18 protein-coding genes are annotated in these 22791 nt (G+C 71.5%); 7 read left to right on the top strand and 11 right to left on the bottom strand.

Annotated features, from left to right (window positions below):
- Positions 1-1666, top strand: a 1666-nt coding sequence (locus H295_RS46795) for a hypothetical protein (RefSeq protein WP_020137724.1), incomplete at its 5' end; no start/stop codon positions are given.
- A 155-nt stretch (positions 1667-1821) separates the two neighbouring features.
- Positions 1822-3669: a membrane protein gene (locus tag H295_RS0123070; protein ID WP_020137723.1), complete on the top strand. Its 1848-nt coding sequence runs from the start codon at positions 1822-1824 to the stop codon at positions 3667-3669.
- A 59-nt stretch (positions 3670-3728) separates the two neighbouring features.
- Here H295_RS0123070 and H295_RS0123065 read toward each other — a convergent pair whose 3' ends face one another.
- A complete protein-coding gene (locus H295_RS0123065) occupies positions 3729-4556 on the bottom strand; it encodes a hypothetical protein (protein ID WP_020137722.1) in 828 nt (275 codons plus the stop codon).
- Between the two features lie 118 nt (positions 4557-4674).
- Between H295_RS0123065 and H295_RS0123060 the strand changes: the two genes are divergently transcribed.
- Positions 4675-5463: an SDR family oxidoreductase gene (locus H295_RS0123060; RefSeq protein ID WP_020137721.1), complete on the top strand. Its 789-nt coding sequence runs from the start codon at positions 4675-4677 to the stop codon at positions 5461-5463.
- 126 nt (positions 5464-5589) lie between these two features.
- A complete protein-coding gene (locus H295_RS0123055) occupies positions 5590-7170 on the top strand; it encodes a sodium:solute symporter family protein (RefSeq protein WP_020137720.1) in 1581 nt (526 codons plus the stop codon).
- A 67-nt stretch (positions 7171-7237) separates the two neighbouring features.
- Here the strand turns inward: H295_RS0123055 and H295_RS0123050 are convergent, their stop codons facing one another.
- Positions 7238-8356, bottom strand: coding sequence for an ADP-ribosylglycohydrolase family protein (locus H295_RS0123050; protein WP_020137719.1), 1119 nt, complete (start codon positions 8354-8356; stop codon positions 7238-7240).
- 111 nt (positions 8357-8467) lie between these two features.
- The gene (locus H295_RS0123045; protein WP_106960927.1) at positions 8468-11002 is read right to left on the bottom strand and encodes a tetratricopeptide repeat protein; all 2535 of its coding nucleotides are present in this window, start codon (positions 11000-11002) and stop codon (positions 8468-8470) included.
- Positions 11003-11062: 60 nt separating this feature from the next.
- On the opposite strand from H295_RS0123045, the gene H295_RS0123040 reads away from it, so the two are divergent.
- Positions 11063-11578, top strand: a complete 516-nt coding sequence (locus H295_RS0123040; protein ID WP_020137717.1) for a DUF2165 domain-containing protein — start codon at positions 11063-11065, stop codon at positions 11576-11578.
- On the opposite strand, the gene H295_RS0123035 is transcribed toward H295_RS0123040, so the two are convergent.
- The 3 genes from H295_RS0123035 to H295_RS0123025 all read right to left on the bottom strand — a co-directional run bounded on the left by H295_RS0123035 (position 11571) and on the right by H295_RS0123025 (position 15714).
- Positions 11571-12131 carry a L,D-transpeptidase gene (locus H295_RS0123035; protein ID WP_020137716.1) on the bottom strand — a complete coding sequence of 187 codons (561 nt, stop codon included), beginning with the start codon at positions 12129-12131 and terminating at the stop codon, positions 11571-11573. The genes H295_RS0123040 and H295_RS0123035 overlap by 8 nt on opposite strands.
- Before the next feature lie 69 nt (positions 12132-12200).
- Positions 12201-14813 (bottom strand): bifunctional FO biosynthesis protein CofGH, encoded by a 2613-nt coding sequence (locus H295_RS0123030; protein ID WP_020137715.1) that lies wholly within the window; start codon positions 14811-14813, stop codon positions 12201-12203.
- A gap of 58 nt (positions 14814-14871) precedes the next feature.
- Positions 14872-15714 carry an LLM class F420-dependent oxidoreductase gene (locus H295_RS0123025; RefSeq protein WP_020137714.1) on the bottom strand — a complete coding sequence of 281 codons (843 nt, stop codon included), beginning with the start codon at positions 15712-15714 and terminating at the stop codon, positions 14872-14874.
- Positions 15715-15903: 189 nt separating this feature from the next.
- On the opposite strand from H295_RS0123025, the gene H295_RS0123020 reads away from it, so the two are divergent.
- Complete coding sequence (locus H295_RS0123020; RefSeq protein ID WP_020137713.1) at positions 15904-17055, top strand: FAD-dependent oxidoreductase; 1152 nt, start codon at positions 15904-15906, stop codon at positions 17053-17055.
- Between the two features lie 30 nt (positions 17056-17085).
- Here H295_RS0123020 and H295_RS0123015 read toward each other — a convergent pair whose 3' ends face one another.
- A complete protein-coding gene (locus H295_RS0123015) occupies positions 17086-17442 on the bottom strand; it encodes a DoxX family protein (RefSeq protein ID WP_020137712.1) in 357 nt (118 codons plus the stop codon).
- Positions 17443-17532: 90 nt separating this feature from the next.
- Positions 17533-18351 (bottom strand): endonuclease/exonuclease/phosphatase family protein, encoded by an 819-nt coding sequence (locus H295_RS0123010; RefSeq protein ID WP_020137711.1) that lies wholly within the window; start codon positions 18349-18351, stop codon positions 17533-17535.
- 93 nt (positions 18352-18444) lie between these two features.
- Between H295_RS0123010 and H295_RS0123005 the strand changes: the two genes are divergently transcribed.
- On the top strand, positions 18445-18837 hold the full coding sequence (locus H295_RS0123005) for a nitroreductase/quinone reductase family protein (protein WP_020137710.1): 393 nt from the start codon (positions 18445-18447) through the stop codon (positions 18835-18837).
- Between the two features lie 64 nt (positions 18838-18901).
- Here the strand turns inward: H295_RS0123005 and H295_RS0123000 are convergent, their stop codons facing one another.
- The 3 genes from H295_RS0123000 to H295_RS0122990 all read right to left on the bottom strand — a co-directional run bounded on the left by H295_RS0123000 (position 18902) and on the right by H295_RS0122990 (position 22782).
- Positions 18902-19438: a DUF3455 domain-containing protein gene (locus H295_RS0123000; RefSeq protein WP_020137709.1), complete on the bottom strand. Its 537-nt coding sequence runs from the start codon at positions 19436-19438 to the stop codon at positions 18902-18904.
- 153 nt (positions 19439-19591) lie between these two features.
- Complete coding sequence (locus H295_RS0122995; RefSeq protein ID WP_020137708.1) at positions 19592-21052, bottom strand: aldehyde dehydrogenase family protein; 1461 nt, start codon at positions 21050-21052, stop codon at positions 19592-19594.
- Positions 21049-22782: an N-acyl-D-amino-acid deacylase family protein gene (locus H295_RS0122990; RefSeq protein WP_020137707.1), complete on the bottom strand. Its 1734-nt coding sequence runs from the start codon at positions 22780-22782 to the stop codon at positions 21049-21051. Before H295_RS0122990 ends, H295_RS0122995 begins: the two co-directional genes overlap by 4 nt.
- Between the last annotated feature and the right edge of the window lie 9 nt (positions 22783-22791).

The following is a 22791-nucleotide window of genomic DNA, read 5'->3' as shown; positions in this document are numbered from 1 at the left end:
CGAGACCGACTCCGCCGAGCCCGACACCCCAGGGGCGCGGGGAACTGCGCGACCAGCCCCCACCGGCGACCAGACGGACGACGACGAGACGGCCCCCGGCACCGACACCGACGCCGCCCCAGAGGACGACGCGCCGCCCGTCGATCAGCCCACCGCCGTCTTCAAGGCCCCCCGGCCCCCCGTCGACCAGCCCACCACCATGCTCAAGCTCGGGAAGCCGGCCCCCGAGTCCAAGCCGGAGCCCGAGCCCAAGCCCAAGCCGGAGGCCGAGGCCGAGCGGACCAGCAAGTTCGTCGCGCTGAAGCCCCTCGACGAACCCCGGCCGAAGCCCGAGGTGACCGCCGCCGTCCCCCAGGTCGGCCCCGAGCGCACCACTCAGCAGCCGCTGCCGCCGAAGCCCCCGCTGGACCTCCTGGCCGAGCTGACCAACACTCCGCCGCCCCCGCCCAGCCCCCTCCGCACCGTCGCCCGCCGCGTCAAGATCTGGACGCCCCTCGTCCTGCTCCTGATCGTCGCGTTTGCGATCGCGCAGTCCATGCGCCCCCTCCCGAGCCCCACGCTCGCCCTCACCGCCGAGGACTCGTACACCTTCGACGGCGGCAAGGTGTCCCTCCCGTGGCCCACTCAGGGCCAGGGCTGGATGGACGTCAACGGCATCGGCACGATGGGCGACTTCGGCAAGCAGACCCCCGTCGCGATCGGTTCCGTGGCCAAGGCCATGACCGCCTACATCGTGCTGAAGGACCACCCCCTCAAGTCCGGCGAGGAGGGCGCGAAGATCACCGTCGACGCGCTCGCCGAGAAGGAGGGCGGCTACAACAAGCAGGGCGAGTCCACCCTCAACACCGTGAAGCAGGGCGACGTCCTCACCGAGCGGCAGGCCATCGCGGCGATCATGATCCCCTCGGCGAACAACATCGCCCGTCTGCTCGCCCGCTGGGACGCCGGTTCCGAGGCCGCGTTCATCAAGAAGATGAACGACACCGCCAAGGAACTCGGCATGAAGAACACCACGTACACCGACGCCTCGGGCCTGAAGGAGACCACCGTCTCCAGCGCCGAGGACCAGGTGAAGCTCGGGAACGAACTGGTGAAGATCCCGGCCCTGATGGAGATCACCTCCATGGGACAGTGGATCGATCCGTCCGGACAGAAGTGGTACAACTACAACTATCTGGTCCCCTACACCGGTATCGGCATCAAGACGGGCACCACCAGCGCCGCCGGCGGCAACCTCCTCTTCGCGGCACGCAAGAAGGTCGACGGCGAGACCGTCACCGTCGTCGGCGCGATCCTCGGCCAGCACAAGGCGCCGATCATCAAGACCGTCAACGACGTCAGCAAGGTGGCGCTGCTCGCCGCGGAGGACGAGCTGAAGTCCGCGAAGATCCTCAAGAAGGGCGACGTCGTCGGATACGTCGACGACGGGCTCGGCGGGCACACCCCCGTCGTGCTGACCAGGGACGTCACCGCCGTCGGCTGGTCCGGGTTCAAGGTGAAGCTGTCCTTCGCCGCCGACGACGTACCGCACACCGCGAAGGCCGGCACCAAGGTCGGCACCCTCACCGTCGGTGACGGCGAGGGCGGCGCGGTCAAGGTCCCGGTCACCCTTCAGAAGGATCTGACCGAACCCGGCTTCACCGACAAGCTGACCCGCGTCAGCTGACCCGGAAACGGGCCGGACGCACCCTCTCGGCCCGCCGGCCGGACCCCGCCCGGGTTCCGGTCGGCGGGCCGCGTGCTAGCGTCACGAAACGGGGCGGGTCGCCGCTGGGACGCGGCCGGAAAAAGAAGACGGGACACCACGGGGAGTGCCTTCAGGTGGCCACTGCGGAGCCGACACGCGCCGACGAGACCGACCCGGGCCCGGGTACCGGCCCGCGAATACGCGTACCCGCGGAGCCCGGCACCGGCCGGCCGCCCGGGGACGACGGGGCGGGCCGCGCCAAGGCCGCCTTCCTCGCGCTGCGCGAGCGGCTGCTGCGCCACCCGGTCCTCTCCGTCACCGCGCTCTCCGGCATCCTCCACATCGTCTGGTTCTTCACGTTCGCGAACAGTGGCGGCGATCTCGCGGCGCAGGACGCCTGGGCCGAGTTCGTCGGTCGGCACCCTGACTCCGCGTACAACCTGGCCTGGTACGGCGGCATGCACCCGGTGTCGTACAGCGTCGTCTCGCCGTACCTGATGTCGGTCCTCGGCGTCCGTACGACGATGATGCTGGCCGGGACCGTCTCGGCCGGGCTGCTCACCCTGATCCTGATCCGCAGCCGTTCGGTGCGGAACCCGCTGTGGGCCTCCCTCGCGGGCGTCTACGCCTTCCTGTGCAACGCGGCCTCGGGCCGGGTGACCTTCGGCCTCGGCACCGTCTTCGCGCTCGGCGCGGTCGCCGTCGTCTTCTGCTGGCCGCACCGCTGGCGCCACAAACGCGGGGCCAAGGCCGCCTGCGCGGCCACGCTCGCCGCCCTCGCGACCATGGCGTCCCCGGTCGCCGGGCTGTTCGTGGGCCTGGTGGCGGTCGCCCTGTTCCTCCAGAAACGGCGGCCCGGCGCCTGGGCGCTGGGCATCGCGCCCACCGTGGTGGTCGCCCTGTCGGCCTGGCTCTTCCCGTTCGCCGGGACCCAGCCGATGAAGATCGCCTCGGTGCTGCTGCCCCTCGCCTACGGCGTGCTCGTCTACCTCCTCGTGCCCCGCGAGTGGACGACGGTCCGGATCACGGCCGGGGTCTACAGCCTCTCGGTCGTCCTGGTCTGGCTGGTGAGCTCCCAGATCGGCTCCAACATCTCGCGCCTGTCGATGCTGTTCGCGGGGGTCGCCCTGGCGGCGGCGCTGCCGTTCACGGTGCCGCGCAGCCGCAAGTGGTACGCCGTCGTCGTCGCCTTCACCGGCTTCACCGTCTGGATCGGCTTCAAGTCGGTGGACGACGTCGTCCATACGACCCCCACCGCCTCCTGGGCCCGTGAGCTGGCCCCCCTGGTCAACGAGCTCCAGGAGGTCGGCGCCGAGAAGGGCCGCGTCGAGGTCGTACCGGCCGCCTCCCACCGCGAGGCGTCCGCGCTCGCGCCGTACGTCAACCTCGCCCGGGGCTGGAACCGGCAGGCCGACATGGAACGCAACCCGCTCTTCTACGACGACACCCTGAACTCCGCGAACTACCACGAGTGGCTCCAGCGGTGGGCCGTGCACTTCGTGGTCGTGCCGAAGGACGAGCCGGACGGCAGCGGGGGCGAGCGGGAGCGGGAGCTGGTCCAGCGCGGGATGCCGTATCTGAAGCAGATCTGGGGCGACGCGAACTGGCAGCTGTTCCGGGTCACCGACCCGGCGCCGCTGGCCTCCCCGAACACGGTGGTCGACCGGGCGGCGCAGGGTGAGATGACCATGCGGGTGCGCAAGGCGGGTCGCATCGTCATCCGGATCCCGTACTCGCCCTGGCTGTCGATCGTCGACGCGGACGGCAAGAAGGTGGAGCCGCCGCAGGAGACGGAGTCGTCCAAGGAGTCGGACGCCTCGCCGAAGGTCTTCGAGAACGTCAACGGGTGTCTGATGGAGACGCCGGAGGACGCGGACGGGGACAAGTGGACAATGTTGCTGGCGCCTCGGGCGGGGACGTATCGGTTGGCGGCGCCGTACACGGTGCCGCGCGGGACGCCTTGTCCGGATGAGTTGAAGTAGTCGTGCGGCTGCGGGTGCGTGGGGGCTGGTCGCGCAGTTCCCCGCGCCCCTAAACGCGGTTAGCGCAGCTGGTCTACGTATTGGTCTGTGCCCGGCACTGTCGGGATGAAAGGCGCCAGCAGCTCGCGACGGGCCGCCGTCGGCTCTTCCAAGTCCGTGAAATACGGGTCCCAGCACTCCCTCGGGTCCGCCTCCAGGAACCACAGGAGGGTGATGCGGGTGTCGACTCCCTCCACCTGCTTCACGTACGTCATGCGGTCGCCCGGCAGCGGGGTCGGGCGGAACACCGTCACCATGGCCGCCGGTGAGCCCGCGAGGCGCTTGGGGAGGTGGCGGGAGATCAGCCACTCCAGCAACTCCGGCCGCTGCTCCGGGGATTCGGCGTCGATGACCTCCAGCACCAGGCCCGCGTACGGGTGGTCGAGGGCGTGGAAGTCCCTCGGGCCCGCCGCGCCGTCGCGGTAGACCGTCGCCTCGTGGTCCTGGAACGCCGTGAAGACGTGGGTGCGGTCGCGGTAGACCCGGGCGTCCCGGTTGAGGCGCTTGTTGATGGCGACCGTCCAGCGCATGTGGTCGTCGTAGCGGCCGTCGGTGACCCAGTACGTGGAGAGGTAGCAGCCGGCCGTCACCGGCTGGGCCACCGCCGACTTCTCCGGCACGCGCAGGAGTTGGAGATCCCGGGTGGCCGCCCAGCGGCGCCCCGCGAACATCCAGGGCATGGCCATCGCGCCCGCGTAGAAGTGGTCGTCCTCGTACCAGCGGTTGTACGCGTACTCGTGGCCGGGATGCGGTTCGACCATGGTGATCAGGGCGTGGCCGGGGTGGACTCCGTAGGGGCCTACGGCGGCCAGTTCGGCGTACGTCTCGCTGTGGGTCTCTTCTGACATGGGACCTTCCCTCCTCCAGCGCTCGCCCATACTCTGACGCCCCGTCAGATAATGCGCCAGAGCCGGGAGCAGGCGGGAACCAGGCAGGGACCGGACAGGAATCAGGGAGGCCGTCGGTATGTCACTTCTCTCCGGGAAGACCGTCGTGGTGTCGGGAGTCGGGGCCGGGCTCGGGCACCAGGTCGCCGCGGCCGTCGTACGGGACGGCGGGAACGCGGTGCTGGGCGCCCGTACCGAGGCGAACCTCGCGAAGAGCGCCGCCGAGATCGATCCGGACGGGGCGCACACCGCGTACCGCTCGACGGACATCACCGACGAGGACCGGTGCGTGGCGCTGGCCGAGCTGGCGGTGGAGCGGTTCGGGCGGCTGGACGCGGTGGTTCATGTGGCCGCGTGGGACAGCTACTTCGGAGGGCTTCAGGACGCGGACTTCGCGACCTGGCAGTCGGTCATCGACGTGAACCTGCTGGGGTCGCTGCGGATGACCAGGGCGTGCCTTCCGGGGCTGCGGGCGGCGGGCGGGGGGTCGGTGGTGTTCGTCGGGACGCAGTCGGCCGTGGCCGCCCCCTCGCAGGTGCGGCAGGCGGCGTACGCGGCGTCCAAGGGGGCGCTGACCAGCGCGATGTACTCGCTGGCGCGGGAGCTCGGACCGGACCGGATCCGGGTCAACACCGTGCTGCCGGGCTGGATGTGGGGGCCGCCGGTGCAGGCCTATGTGCAGTTCACGGCCCATACGGAGAAGGTGCCGGAGGCGGAGGTGCTGGCGCGGCTGACCGAGCGGATGGCGCTGCCCGATCTCGCGACCGACGGGGACGTGGCGGACGCGACGGTGTTCCTGGCCTCGGACCGGGCGCGGGCGATCACCGGACAGTCGTTGCTGGTCAACGCCGGGGAGCTGATGCGGTGAGTTCATGTAGATGAACGCAGGCCATCATCACGAATGTTTTTACCTCTCCTTGACTCGACGCCAGCTTGTCGTGTCCACGCGGCCGCGCCCACGATGAGCGCCGGGCTGATCCCTGGGAGGGCGCATATGAACGGTCTCGACTGGGCCGTGCTCATCGGCTATTTCGGTGTGATGGTGGCGATCGGCGTCTGGTCCCACAAACGCGTGGACGACGTCAGCGACTTCTTCACCGCCGGGGGCAAGATGCCCTGGTGGCTGTCCGGCATCTCGCACCACATGTCGGGCTACAGCGCGGTGATGTTCACCGGGTACGCGGGCATCGCCTACACCTACGGCGTCACCTCGTTCGTCACCTGGTCCTTCCCCATCGCACTCGGCATCGCCATCGGCTCGAAGCTGTTCGCGCCGCGGATCAACCGGCTGCGCTCCCGGCTCCATGTGGCCTCCCCGCTCGAATACCTCAAGAACCGCTACGACCTGAAGACCCAGCAGGCACTCGCCTGGTCGGGCATGCTGCTGAAGATCGTGGACGTGGGCGCCAAGTGGGCCGCCATCGCGACCCTGTTGTCCGTCTTCACCGGCATCTCCCTCAACCAGGGCATCCTCATCACCGGCGCCATCACGGCCGTCTACTGCACGATCGGCGGCCTGTGGGCGGACGCGCTCACCGAGTTGGGCCAGTTCGTCATCCAACTCCTCGCCGGTGTCGCGATGTTCGTGGCCGTCGTCCTCAAACTCAACGACAAGGGGATCGGCTTCTTCGGCGCCTGGGACGAGCCGGAGCTCCAGGGCCACGGGGAGCCGCTGGTCGGGCCGTACGGCACGGTCTTCCTGCTCGCCTTCCTCTTCATCAAGCTCTTCGAGTACAACGGCGGCATGCTCAACCAGGCCCAGCGCTACATGGCCACGGCCAACGCGCACCAGGCCGAGCGCTCGGCGCGGCTGTCCGCGATCCTGTGGCTGGTGTGGCCGGTCGTCCTGTTCTTCCCGATGTGGATGTCCCCGCTGCTGGTCCAGTCGCAGAAGCCCGACGGCTCCGACTCCTACGGCCTGATGACCGAACAGCTGCTCCCGCACGGCCTGTTGGGCCTGGTCATCGTCGGTTTCTTCTCGCACACGATGGCCATGTGCTCCTCCGACGCCAACGCCATCGCGGCCGTCTTCACCCGGGACTGCGCGCCGGTGGTGTGGCGCCGGGCGCGCAGCTGGAGCGAGGGGCAGGGGCTGCGGGTCGCCCGGATCACCACCGTGGTCTTCCTCGGCCTGTCGATGGCGGCGGCCACCCAGGTCAACTCCCCGGCCTTCAAGGACATCATCACGGTGGTCATCAAGTGGGTCGCCGGTCTGATGGGCCCGATGGCCATCCCGATGATGCTCGGCCTGCTGCGCCCCTTCCGCCGCTCGGGACCGACGGCCGCGCTCACCAGCTGGTCGATGGGTCTGCTCGCCTTCTGGCTGGTCAACTACCCGATCAACTGGAACGTCGACGGCGGCGTCCCGCTCCAGTACCAGGTCTCCATCCCGCTCGCGGTCTCCCTGGTCCTCTACGTCCTGGTCGGCTTCATCAAGCCCGAGGACACCCCGGAGCGACTGGCGATCATCGAGAAGATCAACACGGACGGGGACGGCGACGGGGCGGCGGCCGCGGCGATCCCGGCCCCTGCGGGCGGGGTGGACGACGTGATCGGCACCGGTGTGAAGGACTGACGCCCCCGGTGCACTGACGCCTCCGGTGCACTGACGCCTCCGGTGCGCTGTCGCCTCCGGTGCCGGTTCAGCCCCTCGGATAGCGGGCCAGCCACCCCGGGGACGCCCCGGACGGGCCGTGCAGGGCCGGGCCCTGGGTCATCTCCATCGCGAAGTCGTCGGCCAGCTCCAGCATCGTGGGACGGCCCTCCAGTTCGGCCAGCCAGGCCGGCGGGAGGGCGGTCTCGCCGTGCAGGGCACCGAGCAGGCCACCGGTGAGAGCACCGGCCGCGGCGGAGGGGCCGTCGTGGTTGACGGCGAGGCACAGACCGTGCCGTACGTCCTCCCCGACCAGCGCGCAGTACACGGCCGCCGACAGCAGCCCGTCCGCCGACCCGTCGGCGGCCAGCTCCTCCACCCGGGCCGGGGTGGGCATCCCCTGCCGTACGGCACCCAGCGCGTGCTGGAGCGCGTCCGACACGGGCTCGTGCCCGGGCCGCGCGGCCAGCAGCGCGAGCGCCCGCTGCACCGCCCCGTCCAGGCTCTCGCCGAGGGCGAGCGCGTGCACGATCACGGCGTACGCGCCCGCCGACAGATAGGCGACGGGGTGCCCGTGGGTCTGTGCCGCGCACTCCACGGCCAGCTGGACGACGAGCTGCGGCTCCCATCCGACGAGGAGCCCGAAGGGCGCGGACCGGGCGGTGGCCTCGGGCCCGAGTTCGCCCGGGTTCTTCGGCGACTCCAGCGTCCCCATGGTGTCGTCGCCGAACCCGATGAGCAGGGACCGGGTCGGGTCTCGGCGGGCGTACAGCCACTCCTCCCGGGCCAGCCAGCCGTCGTCCTTGCGGCGCTCGTCTGGCCCCCAGTCCCTTTGGGTGGCCGCCCAGCGCAGGTACGCCCGGTGCAGATCCGTGGGCGGATGCCAGGCCCCGGTGTCCCGGCGCACCTGGGCGCGTATCAGCCCGTCCACGGTGAAGAGGCTGAGCTGGGTCAGATGAGTGACGGCACCGCGCCGGCCGTACCCGACCCCGAGGTCCACGAGACCCTCGGCGCCGTACGTCTCCCGGATCTCGTCGAGCCCGAGCGCGTCGACGGGAGCGCCCAGCGCGTCACCGACGGCCACTCCGAGAACCGTCCCGCGCACCCGGCTGCGGAAGTCCTGCTGCTCGGCACGCCCCCAGACGACGGCCCCGGCTGTCGCACCCACCAAGACCTCCCCGTGGCAACCGTCCGTATGTACGACGCCCTGCACTGTAATCGACGGGGGGTGCGGGGTTGAGGGGGCGAGTGCGTATGCGAGGTATGCGCAGGGCGGGATTCAGCCCGCGTCCCTGCGCACCCGGTCCCGTACCGCCCGTGCGTGCTCGTCGTCCGGGCTGAGCTCGCAGGCGCGGTCGGCGTCGGTGAGGGCCAGGTCCACGGAACTGAGGGCCAGGTGGGACTCGGCCCGGCGGCACAGGGCCCAGGTGTAGGCGGGGTGGAGACGCAGGGCGGTGTCGAGGGCGGTGACGGCCTCCTCGTGGCGGCCGAGGGCGGCCAGGGCGGCGCCCCGGCTCGCGTGGGCGGAGGCGTAGTCCGGGTCGAGGGCGAGGACGTGGTCGTAGTCGCGGAGGGCCTCCTCGACCCGGCCGGCGTTGCGGAGCGCGTCGCCGCGTTCGCAACGGCCCCAGGGCCAGTCGGGCTGGAGGGCCACGGCACGGTCCAGGTCGGCCAGTCGGCGGGCGGGGTCGCCGAGGCCACGCCATACGCGGGCGCGGCGGACCAGGGCCCAGACGTAGTCGGGGTTCAGCTCCAGCGAACGGTCCAGGTCGGCGCGCGCGGCCCGGAGGTCGCCCCGGGTCAGGTGGAGGGCGCCCCGGGAGGCCCAGGCGAAGTGGTGGGCGGGGTCCAGTGCGATGCCCCGGTCCAGGTCCCGGAGCGCCGCGTCGCCGTGGTGCAGCGCACGGTGGTACTCGCCGCGCACCGAGTGGGCGGAGGGGCTGTCCGGTTCCAGGGCGAGGGCCCGGTCGAGGTCGTCGATCGCCGCCTCGTAGTCGTGGAGCTCACCCCGGACGTAGGCGCGGCCGCGGTGGGCGCGGGCGAGGTCGGAGTGGGGGGCGGCGGGGTTTTCAGGGGTGCACAGTGCCTCTCCCAGGCCGACGGCCAGGTCGTACTCGCGCAGGGCCTCCTCCAGTGCTCCGAGGCGGCGGAGGGCAGTGCCTCGTACCACTCGGGCGTGCGCCTGGGCGGGTGCGTCGAGGTCCGCGCGGGACAGCAGTCGGGCGAGCGCCGCGGGCACGCCGCCCTCGGTGAGCGTGCGGGACAGCTCACTCCCCCACCGGGCCACCGGTTCCGTGTCGCCGTCCCGGCCCGCGTCCAGCAGGACCCGTGCCCATCGGGCGGCGGTGGCGTCGTCGGTGTCGCAGGCGTCCGTGAAGTCCCGCAGCACGCCGGGCAGGGCGGCACGGTCCTGGGCGCAGAGCAGGTGGTAGGACTCGGCGAGCCGCAGCTCCCGCCACTTCTCGTCCGTCCACCGCTCGGACGCATCGCGGCCGGATTCGTACTCCGCCCGCCACGCGCCGAACTTCCCTGCCAGGTTCCGGTGTTGCTCTGCCCAGCCGCGCGGTGAGCGGCTTCGCTGCATCCGCAGCATCGCCTCCCGGACCAGGTCGTGGTAGCGGAGCCGGTCGCCGCGGTCGACCACGAACGGCAGGGCCCGCAGCCAGGCGAAGAGCGCGTCGGCCTCCCGGTCGTCGCAGTCGACGGCCGCCCGGAACACGTCCAGGTCCAGTTGGCGGGGCAGCGCGCACACGAGAGCCGCGGACCGCCGTACGGGATCCTGCTCCCACCTCAGGAAGCGTTCCACGGCCGTGGCGCTGGGGTCGCCGATGTCGTCGGGGTCGGTGGGGCGCTGCTCGGCGAGGGTGGAGACCAGGACGGGCAGGCCGCCCGTGAGACGCAGGACCTCCTCGACGACCGGCTCGGCGACGACTCCCTTGGCCGCCAGCAGTCCCCGTGCCTCCGCTTCCGTGAACGGTCCGAGGGGGACGTCCGTCATGAAGTCGGCGAAGGCGCCCCAGCGGGCGGTGTCGAAGGGGCGTTGCCCGGCCGTCACCACGACGACCGTCGCGGGGAGGGTGCCGTGGCGGTCGCCGGTCATCGTCTCGTGCAGCCAGCCGTCGAGGAACGGGCCGGTCCGCTCGTAGGTGTCGAAGAAGAGGACGATCCAGGGGGCGGTGGCCGCCGCGTCGGTGAGTTCCCTCAGCAGGACCGGGGTGAGCACGCGCTCGGGGTGCAGGACCAGCTGGACGTCCTCCTGGGTGCGCAGGCGAGCGCTGAGTCCGGCCCGCAACCGGTCGGCGCCCTGGGCCAGTTGGCCCGCGTCCAGAACACCGGCGAAGGCTCCCACGCCCGGCACCATCCCGAGTCCGACCAGGCCTGCCCGCGCGACGGCCATGCTGCCGGCGGACGGACCCTCGGCCTCCGTGTCGAGCGTGGCGAGAGCGGCCGCCTCCGCCTCGTGCCGACGCTCCCGATGCGCGGCGAGAAGCCGTTCGAGTTCCTTGAAACGGGCTCCCTGGGCACCGAGTTGGCGACTGATCGCGGCCATCGCCTCCGGCAGACTGTCGACACTCTCGTCGAGGTACGCCGTCAACGCCCGCTTCTCCCGGGCAAGTTGCTCCAGCTCCCGAACGAGGAAGGTCTTCCCGACACCGGCGTTGCCGTGCACGTGAAAGAGAAAGCGGTGCCGCTCGTCCTCGGGCGGGAGGTCGAAGTTGGTGCGGAAAGCGGCCCGTTCGGCCCCACGCCCGACGAACCCGGCCCGCCTGCGCTGGGCGATCAGCTCCTGCATCGACACCCGTGCCCTGGTCATGTCGGCCATTCTGGCCCACGTTCTGGATCACACCGACGGCCTACGGGGAAGATGGCACCCATGGCATCGACACCCCCACGCACCTCACGCACCCCCCGCACCGCACTCCACCTCTCCGCGGCCCTCCTCACCGCGAGCGTCGCGCTGTACATTGCGCTCGTCTCGTTCGGGAACATCACGGACTTCGGGACGAACCAGGCGTTCGTGCAGCATGTTCTCGCGATGGACACGACGTTCAAGGACGACGATCTGATGTGGAGAGCCGTCACCAGCAAGGGACTTCAGAACACCGCGTATGTCGCGATCATCGTCTGGGAGACGCTCGCCGCGCTCGTGCTGATCTACGGCACGTATCTGTGGGTGCGCCGGGACGACCAGGCCGCCCGGCGGTTCTCCACCTACGGGCTGCTCATGCTCATGGTGCTGTTCGGCGCCGGGTTCATCGCGATCGGCGGCGAGTGGTTCTCCATGTGGCAGTCGGACACCTGGAACGGCCTGGACGCGGCCCTGCGGGTCTTCGTGTTCAGCGGGATCGCGCTGCTGGTGGTCAACCTGCCCGATCGCAGCGCTAGTTGACGACGACGACCTTCGTGCCCGTCTCGCCGAACGTCCACAGGGCCGAGCCGTCCGCCGTCTTCATGCGGATGCCGCCGGTCTGGGCGCCGCCGGCCGGCGGGGGCGAGGAGCCGTCCACCGCGTTGGAGAAGGCGACGTTGACGCCGTTCACCATGGTGAAGTAGACGATGTGCTCGATCCGCACGCCGTCGGAGCCGGTCCTCGGCTCGCCCCGGCGCAGCGAGACGGAGTAGGTGCCGGGGGCCGGGTCGACGGTCCCCGGCCACACCGCGAACGAGCGCCGGGCCGCGTCGCTCGCGTCGACCAGCCACACCCGCTTCTCGCCCAGCGAGTAGACGATCCGGCGGCCGGTGCCGGAGGCGTCCGGGACCGCGGTCGGGGCCGGCTCGGGCCGCGCGGACGGGCTCGGGGACGCCGACACGCTCGGCCTGCTGGTGAGGGCCACGCTCGGCTTGGTTCCCTTGTCGGCCTGTACGGCCAGGACGACGACAGCGGCGACCGCCCCCACGGTCAGACCCGTCACCCAGACCTTCGGGGCTGGCACGGCACGCATCTCCTCGGCTAAGAATCCCCGTCGAACGGGGGTCGGATCATCGTACCGGCCCTCGACCGGCTGCCTTTCTCAGTCCAGTACCGGCAGGAGTTCGGGCAGGTGGCCGTCGGAGGCCTGGGCTGCCTTCTGGCGTTCGTCCGGGACCTGGCCGTAGAGGGTGGTGCGGGGGCGGGCGGGGCGTCCGGCTGCGTCCGCGACCGCGATCAGGTCCTTGACCGACTTGTAGGAGCCGTAGGAGGAGCCCGCCATGCGGGAGATGGTCTCTTCCATGAGGGTGCCGCCGAGGTCGTTGGCGCCGGAGCGGAGCATTTCGGCGGCGCCTTCGGTGCCGAGTTTGACCCAGCTGGTCTGGATGTTGGGGATGTGGGGGTGCAGGAGCAGGCGGGCCATCGCGGTCACGGCCCGGTTGTCGCGCATCGTGGGGCCGGGGCGGGCGATGCCGGCCAGGTAGACGGGGGCGTTGGTGTGGATGAAGGGCAGGGTGACGAACTCGGTGAAGCCGCCGGTGCGTTGCTGGATGCCGGCCAGGGTGCGCAGGTGGCCCAGCCAGTGGCGGGGCTGGTCGACATGGCCGTACATCATCGTCGAGGAGGAACGGAGGCCGACCTGGTGGGCGGTCTCGATCACCTCGATCCACGTCGCCGTGGGCAGCTTGCCCTTGGTGAGGATCCAGCGGACCTCGTCGTCGAGGATCTCGGCGGCGGTGCCGGGTAGGGAGTCCAGGCCCGCCTCCTTCGCCGCGGTCAGCCACTCGCGGATGGACAGTCCGGTGCGGGTGGCGCCGTTGACGACCTCCATCGGGGAGAAGGCGTGCACATGCATGCCGGGCACGCGCTCCTTGACCGCCTTGGCGATGTCGAAGTAGGCGGTGCCGGGCAGGTCCGGGTGGATGCCGCCCTGCATGCACACCTCCACCGCGCCTACTTCCCACGCCTGCTGGGCCCGGTCGGCGACCTGCTCCAGGGAGAGCGTGTAGGCGTCGGCGTCGGTGCGCCGCTGGGCGAAAGCGCAGAAACGGCAGCCGGTGTAGCAGACGTTGGTGAAGTTGATGTTCCGGGTGACGATGTAGGTGACGTCGTCCCCGACCACCGACTTGCGCACGTCGTCGGCGATCCGGGTCAGGGCATCGAGGGCGGGGCCGTCGGCGTGCAGCAGGGCCAGGGCCTCGGCGTCGGTGAGCTTGGTGGGGTCGTCGGCGGCGGTCCGCAGCGCGTCCCGGACGTCGGTGTCGATGCGCTCGGGGGCCATGCCGGGGGCGGCGGCCTCGCGCAGGGCGCCCCAGTCGCCGTAGACCTCGTCGAAGTCGTCACGGCGGTCCGAGGTGCGGCCCTGGGTGTCGATCGTGGCGTGCAGATCCGTGCGGCCGGAGGGGACGAAGACCTCCTCCGGCTCCTGCCACGGCAGGCCCTGCGGCACCGCGTCGGGGCGGGCGAGACCGGTGGCGGGGTCGGCGAGGGCCGCCACGTGCGGACGCAGCCGCGGGTCCAGCCACGGCTCGCCGCGCTGCACGAACTCCGGGTAGACACAAAGCCGTTCACGCAGCCCGAAGCCGGCCGCGCGGGAACGCTCGGTGAGTTCCTCGATCTGCGGCCAGGGGCGTTCGGGGTTGACGTGGTCGATGGTGAGCGGGCTGACGCCGCCCCAGTCGTCGACGCCCGCTCCGAGGAGGCGCTCGTACTCGCCCTCGACCAGGTTCGGCGGGGCCTGGATGTTGGCGGCCGGACCCATGATCAGGCGGGCGACGGCGACCGCGGCGACGAGTTCGTCCAGCTCCGCGTCCGGCATGCCGCGCATCGCGGTGTCCGGCTTGGCACGGAAGTTCTGGATGATCAGCTCCTGGACGGAGTGGTACGAACGCGCCGTGCGCCGGAGCGCGAAGAGGGACTCGGCGCGCTCCTCGTAGTTCTCCCCGATCCCGATGAGGATGCCGGAGGTGAAGGGGACCGAGGAACGGCCCGCGTCCTCCAACACCCGCAGCCGCACAGCGGGTTCCTTGTCCGGGGAGCCGTGGTGCGGGCCGCCCGGCTCGGACCACAGGCGCGTCGCGGTCGTCTCCAGCATCATGCCCATCGACGGGGCGACCGGCTTGAGGCGCTGGAAGTCGGTCCAGGACAGCACGCCGGGGTTGAGATGCGGGAGGAGTCCGGTCTCCTCCAGGATGCGGATGGAGATGGCCCGCACATAGGCGATGGTGTCGTCGTAGCCGTGCGCGTCCAGCCACTCGCGCGCTTCCGGCCAGCGGTCCTCGGGCTTGTCGCCCAGGGTGATCAGGGCCTCCTTGCAGCCCAGCGCGGCGCCCTTGCGGGCCACCTCGAGGACCTCGTCGGGAGACATGAACATCCCGTGGCCGGCCCGGCGGAGCTTGCCGGGCACGGTCACGAAGGTGCAGTAGTGGCACTTGTCCCGGCACAGCCGGGTCAGCGGGATGAAGACGCTCTTCGAGTAGGTGATGACACCGGGGCGACCGGCCTGTTCCAGGCCGGCGTCCCGTACCCGGGCCGCGGACGCCGTCAGGTCGGTCAGGGCCTCACCGCGTGCCTGCAGCAGGACCGCTGCCTCGCTCACGTCGAGGGCGACGCCGTCCCGGGCACGTTTGAGGGCGCGACGCATGGAGTTCTCGGTGGGGCCGGTTCCGCTGGGGCGGTCGGTGGGGCCGGTTCCGGAGGTCGCGGAGGTCGTCATCCTTCGAGCATACGAGCGGTGTGATCAGGGCAGAGGGGCTGCCTTGAGGTGGGTGACGTCACACCTGCCCCCCGCCACCGCCGACATACCGGGCATATTCGTCCAGCGCCTTCAGGACCTCCCCCTCGCCCGCCGGGGGCAGCTGCACCACGACCTCCTCGATGCCGAGGTCGGCGTAGTGGGCGAGCTTGCCCGGGTTCGGGAAGACGGCGTACGGGACGACCTGGAGGGCGTTCGGGTCGCGGCCCGCGTCGGACCAGGCGGCGCGCAGCACGGGCAGGGACTCGGAGAGGCCGCGTCCGCCGATGGGCAGCCAGCCGTCGGCGTACTCGACGATGTGGGAGAACAGCTTGGGTCCGGCGGCGCCGCCCACGAGGGTCCTTCGCCGGACCGGCTTGGGGAAGGCGTGGCTGGCCCGGACGCTCCCGAACCGACCTTCGTAGGCGGTGGGTTCGTCCGCCCACAGCGCCTGCATGAGCGCCATGCGGTCCCGGACGAGTTCGCGCCGGGTGCTCCACTCGACGCCGTGGTCGTCGGCTTCCTCGACGTTCCAGCCGAAGCCGAGGCCGAGCGTGAAGCGGCCGCCGCTGAGGTGGTCCAGGGTCGCGATCTGCTTGGCGAGGTCGATCGGGTCGTGCTGGGCGACGAGTGTGATGCCGGTGCCGAGGCCGAGCGACTCGGTGACGGCGGCGGCCTGGCCGAGCGCGACGAAGGGGTCGAGGGTACGGCCGTACTCGCGCGGCAGTTCACCGCCCGCGGGGTACGGGGTGACCCGCTCGACGGGGATGTGGGTGTGCTCGGGCAGGTAGAGCCCGGCGAAGCCCCGCGCCTCCAGCTCACGGGCGAGCCGGGTCGGGGTGATGGTCTCGTCGGTGAGGAAGATGGTCACGGAGATTCGCATGGGTGCATCTCTACCGGGCCGGGGCGGGGATGTCCATACCGACTGGTCGGCATCAATGCGGTGTGGGTGGGCTGTAGGTCGTCTGTCGGGGGTGTGGGTGCGGTGTCGGCGGTTTGTCGACGGGGCCCCGGAACCTAGCTGGAGACGGCCGACCGGAGTCACCGGGCGGCCCTTCCCGAAGGAGCCACCATGACGACCAGCAACGCCCTGAACAGCCCTGTCACGATCATCGGCGCCGGACTCGGCGGCCTCATGCTCGCCCGCGTCCTGCACGTCCACGGCATCGCGTCCACCGTCCACGAGGCGGAGACCTCGCCGACGGCGCGGTCTCAGGGCGGGATGCTCGACATACACGACTACAACGGCCGGCTCGCCCTGGAGGCGGCCGGGCTGCTGGACGGGTTCCGCGGGCTCGTGCTGGAGGGCCGTGAGGCGGTACGGCTGGTCGCCCCGGACGGGACGGTCCTGTTCGACCAGCCCGACGACGGCACCGGTGGCCGGCCCGAGGTGCAGCGCGGTGAGCTGCGGCAGCTGCTGCTGGACTCGTTGCCGGCGGGCACGGTCCGCTGGGGCCACAAGGTCAGCGGTGTGCGGGCGCTCGGCGAGGGCCGTCACGAGGTGAGCTTCGCCGACGGTTCCACGGTCGTCACCGACCTCCTGGTCGGAGCGGACGGTGCCTGGTCCCGGGTCCGGCCGCTGCTCTCGGCCGCGGTACCCGCGTACACCGGCATGTCCTGCGTGGAGGTCTATCTGCACGACTCCGACACCCGGCACCCGGCCAGCGCGAAGGTGGTCGGCGGAGGGGCGCTGTACGCGCTCGCGCCGGGCAAGGGTTTTGTGACGCACCGGGAGCGGGGCGGCAACCTGCACACCTACGTGATGCTCGCCCGGCCGCGGGAGTGGTTCGCGGACATCGACTTCACGGACTCCGCGGCGGCCGTCACGAGGATCGCCGCGGAGTTCGACGGCTGGGCACCGGAACTCACGGCGCTGATCACCGACGCCGACACCGGCCCGGTACTGCGTCCCCTGGCCGCGCTGCCCGCCGAGCACCGGTGGGAGCGGGTGCCGGGAGTGACCCTGATCGGCGACGCCGCCCATGTCGCCGCCCCGAACGGCGAGGGCGCCAACCTCGCGATGCTCGACGCCGCCGAACTCGCCCAGTCCCTGGCCGCCCACCCCGACGACCTCGAGGCCGCCCTCACCGCGTACGAAGAGCCCATGTTCCCCCGCAGCGCGGAGACGGCCGCCGAGGGCACGGAGCTCTTCACGCTCATGTTCGGCGAGGACGCCCCTCAGGGCCTGATCGACATGTTCACGGGCCAGGACCAGGTGCGGTGACGGCTGCGCCCCTTCCTCGTGGGGCCCGGCTCACCACGGACCGTGGTCGAGCAAGCCCAGGACCAGGATGGCCGTCGCCGTCGTCAGGAACACGATGCCGCCCGCGATGTTGCGGGAGCCGACCCGCAGGTGGGCGGTGATCGCGCCGATGAAGTACAGGATCAGGCCGGTCGCGGCGAGGGTGCCCAGGAGGGGGACGGCGAGGCCGGCCAGCAGGCCCACCGTGCCCGCCGCAAGGAGCGTGCCCAGGACCGGGACGTACTTGCGGGGTATTCCCTTCATGTCCGCCTGGGTCTTGGGGTATTCGTGGCCGATCAGGTAGGTGACGGCCGCGGCGCCGTTGAAGACCGCGCCGAGGATCGTGACCGTGAGGTAGGCGGCGAACAACGAAGGTCCCCGTTCTGTGGACGTGAGGCGTGATACCGACGCCAGCACGACGAACGGGGACCCGCAGATGTGACATCGCCCCGCAGGCGCTCAGTCCCGCGTCGGCTTCAGGTCCGCCACCACCGCCGCGTGGTCCGACGGCCACACCCCGTCCACCGGCCCGTCCCCCGCGCGCCGGACGCCCAGGACGTGGCCCAGGTCCGAAGACTCCGACAGGCCCAGGTGGATGTAGTCGATGCGGGCCGGCGGGGATGCACCGACGTAGGGGTTCGCCGGGTCCCACGTCGCCGACGCGGCGCCCGGGTCCGCGTACTCCCAGGCATCCAGGAACAGTTGGCCCGGCGCGGCCGGGGCCGTCTTGTAGCCGCCGAAGAGGCGGATCTCGTCGGAGTCGGGCCACGCGTTGAAGTCGCCGGTGACGACCGGCGGGAAGTCGGTGCCGGAGCGGTGCGCGGCGACGAACTCCGCCAGTGCCGTGACCTGTTGGCAGCGGACCGCGGAGGCGGTGGGCGCCGAGGTGAGGTGGGTGGTGAAGAAGGGGATGTCGTACGACGGTCCCGCAAGCCGGGCGTGGAAGGCCAGGCGGCCGTCGTCGAGCTCCTCGGGCACCGGGAGGCGCAGGACCGCCTGGTCACGGACCGGCCAGCGGCTCAGTACGGCGTTGCCGACCTCCACGCCCGGATCGCCGATCCGCCGCTGCCAGCGCTCGGAGCCCGGTGAGGGCGCCCACGCCCAGTGCAGGCCCAGTTCCCCGGCCAGCCACTCCGCGAAGTTCTCGGTGCCCGTCGACCACACCTCCTGGAGGCCCACCACGTCCGGCCGCAGCTCCCGCAGCACCGCCAGGATCGCCTTCTGCCGCTGCTCCCACGGCCCGAAGCGCCACCACAGGTTCCAGGTCACCACGCGCATCGCCGACTCCCCTTCGTCGCCCGGCCCGCACCCTGAGATCATCGAGGCCGCCGGTCAGGATACGGAAGACGAGCGACGGGAACCTCAACGACCATGCCCCGCGACCCCGAACGCAAGTACCGCGCCGCCGTGGCCCTCCAGCGCCGGCTCAACCCGGTCATGCGACGGCTCCCCCTCCAGACCGTCCTGGAGACCACCGGCCGCAGCTCGGGACTCCCCCGCCGGACCCCGGTGGGCGGCAGGCGGATCGGCGGCTCCTTCTGGCTGGTCTCCGAGTTCGGGGAGCGCTCGCAGTACGTCCGCAACATCAGGGCCGACCCGAGGGTCAGGGTGCGGATCCGGGGACGCTGGCACCGGGGGACCGCGCATCTGATGCCGGACGACGACACCGCCGTACGCCTGCGCTCGCTGCCTCTGATGAACAGCGCGGCCGTACGGGCCATAGGGGCGGGGCAGTTGACCGTGCGGGTGGACCTGGAGGACTGAAAGGACGGGAGGTGGTGGCCCCGCTCCGGGCGAGGCCACCCCTGTCTTCACGAACCCGCGCGCCTCACTTCGCCGGCTTGTAGAAGGCGTACGTCGCCGAGTACGCCACGCTCACCTGGTCCGTGCCGGTGCAGGCGCCGGCCGGGGCCACGCCGCCCGACGTGTTCAGGCGCTGTATGTAGGAGACGCCCCCGAAGACGCCGGCGCCCCGGGTCGCGGTGGCCTGGAGGAGGAGTTCGGGGATGGTGCCGGTCTTCGGGGAGTTGGCGATCGCGGTGGCGTTCACCGCGCTGCCGTCCACGGTGGACACCCAGACGGGGCCGCGGGAGTGCAGGGCGACCGCGCGGCCCCTCCGGTCGAACAGGGTGGCGGCAGGTTCCAGGAGCTTCCAGGCACCCTCGGTGCAGGTGTACGTCTGCACGCCCCGGGCGCCGAACACGGCGGTCAGCTTGTTGCCGTCGGGCACCTTGAGGGCCGCCGGGGCCTTCACGGGCCTCGGTGCCGGGTCCGAGGGGGTGGCGTAACCGGTGGTCGCGCCCAGCAGGGCGGCCGCGGCGGCGACACCCGCAGTGGTCAGGACGAAACGCTTGGTGAGCTTCAAGTCAGTTCTCCGGAACGGGTCTTGACTGATCGTCAGAGCGTGGACATCGATGTCCACGCCCTCCGCTCCGGGACTCTACGGGTCCACCCCGTGGTTACCGGCCAGTTGGCCGAACTCCCGCCACTGGAAGACGTGGGAAACCGCGGAAGCCCCTCACCCCGGCCACACGATCGACTGCACCTCGCTGTAGGCGTGCAGCGCGTACGACCCGCAGTCCCGGCCGACCCCGCTGCGCCGGAAGCCCCCGAACGGCGCCTCCATGTTGCGGCCGACCGTGTTGACCCCGACTCCCCCGGCCCGCAGGCGCCGGGCCACGCGGAAGGCGCGGGCCACGTCGGAGGACCAGACGTAGTCGATGAGGCCGTAGTCGCTGTCGTTGGCGAGGGCGACTCCCTCGTCCTCGTCGTCGAAGGGCGTGACGGTCACGACCGGACCGAAGATCTCCTCCCTGACCACCCGCAGGTCGGGGCGGCAGTCGGCGAGCAGGGTCGGGGGGACGTAGAAACCCCGGTCCGTCGCGGGCCTTTCGCCGCCCACGACCACCGACGCACCCTCCTTGCGGCCGAGTTCGACGTACGACTCGACCCGCTCCCGGTGCGCCGCCGAGATCACCGGCCCGACCACCGTGCCCGCCTCCCTGGGGTCGCCGACCTTCAAACGGCCCGCGTAGGCCGCCAGTTGCTCGACGAGACGGTCGTAGACGCCCCGCTGCGCCAGGACCCGGGTCGGTGCCGTGCAGATCTGGCCGCTGTAGAAGGAGAAGGTGGTCCCGATGCCCGCCACCGCCGACCCGAGATCCGCGTCCTCGAAGACGAGCGCCGCACCTTTCCCGCCCAGCTCCATCAACTGCCGTTTCATGGACCGCCCGCACACCTCGGCGATGCGCTGTCCGACGGCCGTGGAGCCGGTGAAGCTGACCATGTCGACGTCGGGCGAGTCGACGGCGGCCTCGCCGACCTCCACCGCGCGCCCGCCGACCACGTTCACGACCCCGCGCGGCACGCCTGCGGCCTCCAGCGCCTCGGCCATGCGGTAGACGGACAGGGGGTCCTGCGGGGCGGGCTTCACCACCACCGTGTTGCCCATGGCGAGCGCGGGGGCGATCTTTCCGGCGGGGTTGGCCCACGGGTTGTTGTACGAGGTGATGCAGGTGACGACCCCGACCGGCTGGCGCACGGCCAGCGCGCCCATCACCGCGGCCCTCCCCATCGGCCCGGCGTCGTTGACCTGCGGCGGGATCGCCCACTCGGCGGGCTCGACCTGCGCGTACCGCCGGAACCGGGCGGCGGCGACCCCGACCTGCATGCCCCGGGCCGTCCCCGTGGTCGCCCCGGTCTCCGCCTGGGCGAGTTCGGCGTACGGCAGGAGGCGGGCGCGGATGAGGTCGGAGGCCCGGGCCAACAGAGCGGCCCGTTCCTGAGGCGCGGTGCGCGACCACGGTCCGAAGGCCTCGCGGGCCGCGGCGCAGGCCGCGTGCACCTGATCCCGCGAGGCCTCCGGGGCCCACCCGACGGTCTCCTCGGTGGCGGGGTCGACCACCGCGTAGTGCCCGCCGTCGGGTGCCACCCACTCGCCGCCGACGAACAGCCCCTGTTCCTCCGGCCGCACGCTCACTTCGTGCTCACCGTCCGCGTGTCCCGCCCGGACCGCAGCACCCGCCCCGGCACGGCCCCGCTCACCACGTCGTCCCGGATCGCCTCGACCCCGTTGACCCACACGGCCCGGATCCCGATCGCCTTGGCGTCGAGCCGTGGGCTGTCACCCGGCAGGTCGTGCACCAGGGTGGCCGTGCCCGCGGCGATCCGCTCCGGGTCGAAGAGCACCAGGTCGGCATGGAAGCCCTCCTCGATGCGCCCGCGCTCGCGCAGCCCGAAGAGCCGGGCGGGGTCGTCGGTGAGCATCTTCACGGCCTGTTCCAGCGAGGTCAGTTTCCGGCCGCGCAGACAGTCCCCGAGGAAGCGGGTGGTGTACGGCGCCCCGCACATCCGGTCCAGGTGGGCGCCGGCGTCGGACCCGCCGAGCAGCACGTCCTCGTGCTGCCAGGCCTCGGCGCGCATGGCCCAGGACGCCGGGTCGTTGTCGGTGGGCATGGGCCACAGGACCGTACGGAGGTCGTCGGCCGCGCAGATCTCGACGAGCGCGGCGAACGGCTCGAGGCCGCGCTCGGCCGCGATGTCCTCCACGACCCGCCCGCTGAGCCCGCGGTTCTGCTCGCTGTAGGTGTCGCCGATGACGTACCGCCCGAAGTTGGTCAGCCGCCGGAAGACGCCGGCCTCCTTGGCCTGGGAGTGCCGGAGCAGCTCCTTCTGCACGTCGGGGTCGCGGAGCCTGTCGATGCGTTCGGGGACGGGCAGTGCGAGCACCGGGCCCCAGCCGGGGATGAGGTTCAGGGCGCAGAAGGTGCCGAGGGACATGTTCATCGGGGTGAGGATCGGCATGGTCAGCGCGACGACCCGGCCGCCCGCCTTGCGTGCCCGCTCACTGGCGAACAGCTGCCTCGGCACCCGTTCCGGGACTGCCGAGTCGATGGTCAGCACGTTCCAGTTGAGCGGCCGTCCGGCCGCCGCGCTCATCTCCACGAACAGCTCGATCTCGGCGTCGCTGAACTGGTCGAGGCACCCGGCGACGATCGCCTCGATCTGCGTCCCCTCGTGCTCCCCGACGGCCCGGGAGAGGGCGAGGAGTTCGGCGGGCAGGGCATGCCGGGAGGCGACCGGTTTCCCGTCCCCGTCGGAGTGGGTGGAGGACTGGGTGGTGGAGAACCCCCAGGCGCCGGCGTCCATGGCTTCGTGCAACAGTCCGACGATCTCGGCCAGTTGCTCCTCGGTGGGCTGTCCGCCGACGGCGTCCGGCCCCATGACGTACCGCCGCAGCGCGCAATGGCCCACCATGAAACCGGCGTTGACCGCGATCCGCCCTTCGAGCGCGTCCAGGTACTCACCGAACGAGCTCCAGCTCCAGGGCGCCCCCTCCTCCAGCGCGACCAGCGACATCCCCTCCACCTTGGACATCATGCGGCGGGTGTAGTCGGCGTCCTCGGGGCGGGCCGGGTTCAGCGGCGCGAGCGTGAACCCGCAGTTCCCGGCGGCGACGGTGGTCACGCCGTGGTTGAGGGAGGGGGTGGCGTACGGGTCCCAGAACAGCTGGGCGTCGTAGTGCGTGTGCGGATCGACGAACCCGGGGGCGAGGACGAGCCCGGTGGCGTCCTCGGTGGAACGGGCTTCTTCGGTGACCTGCGGTCCGACGACGGCGATACGACCGTCCCGGATGCCGACGTCGGCGGTGAAGGCGGGGGTGCCGGTGCCGTCGACGACGGTCGCGCCCACGATGAGGTGGTCGAGCATGGAAACCGG

Origin of the sequence: Streptomyces sp. 351MFTsu5.1 (assembly GCF_000383655.1) — a bacterium.
Classification (GTDB): domain Bacteria; phylum Actinomycetota; class Actinomycetes; order Streptomycetales; family Streptomycetaceae; genus Streptomyces; species Streptomyces griseorubiginosus.
The sequence above is the reverse complement of the archived record's forward strand: the minus strand, read 5'-3'. Positions and strand labels throughout refer to the sequence as shown.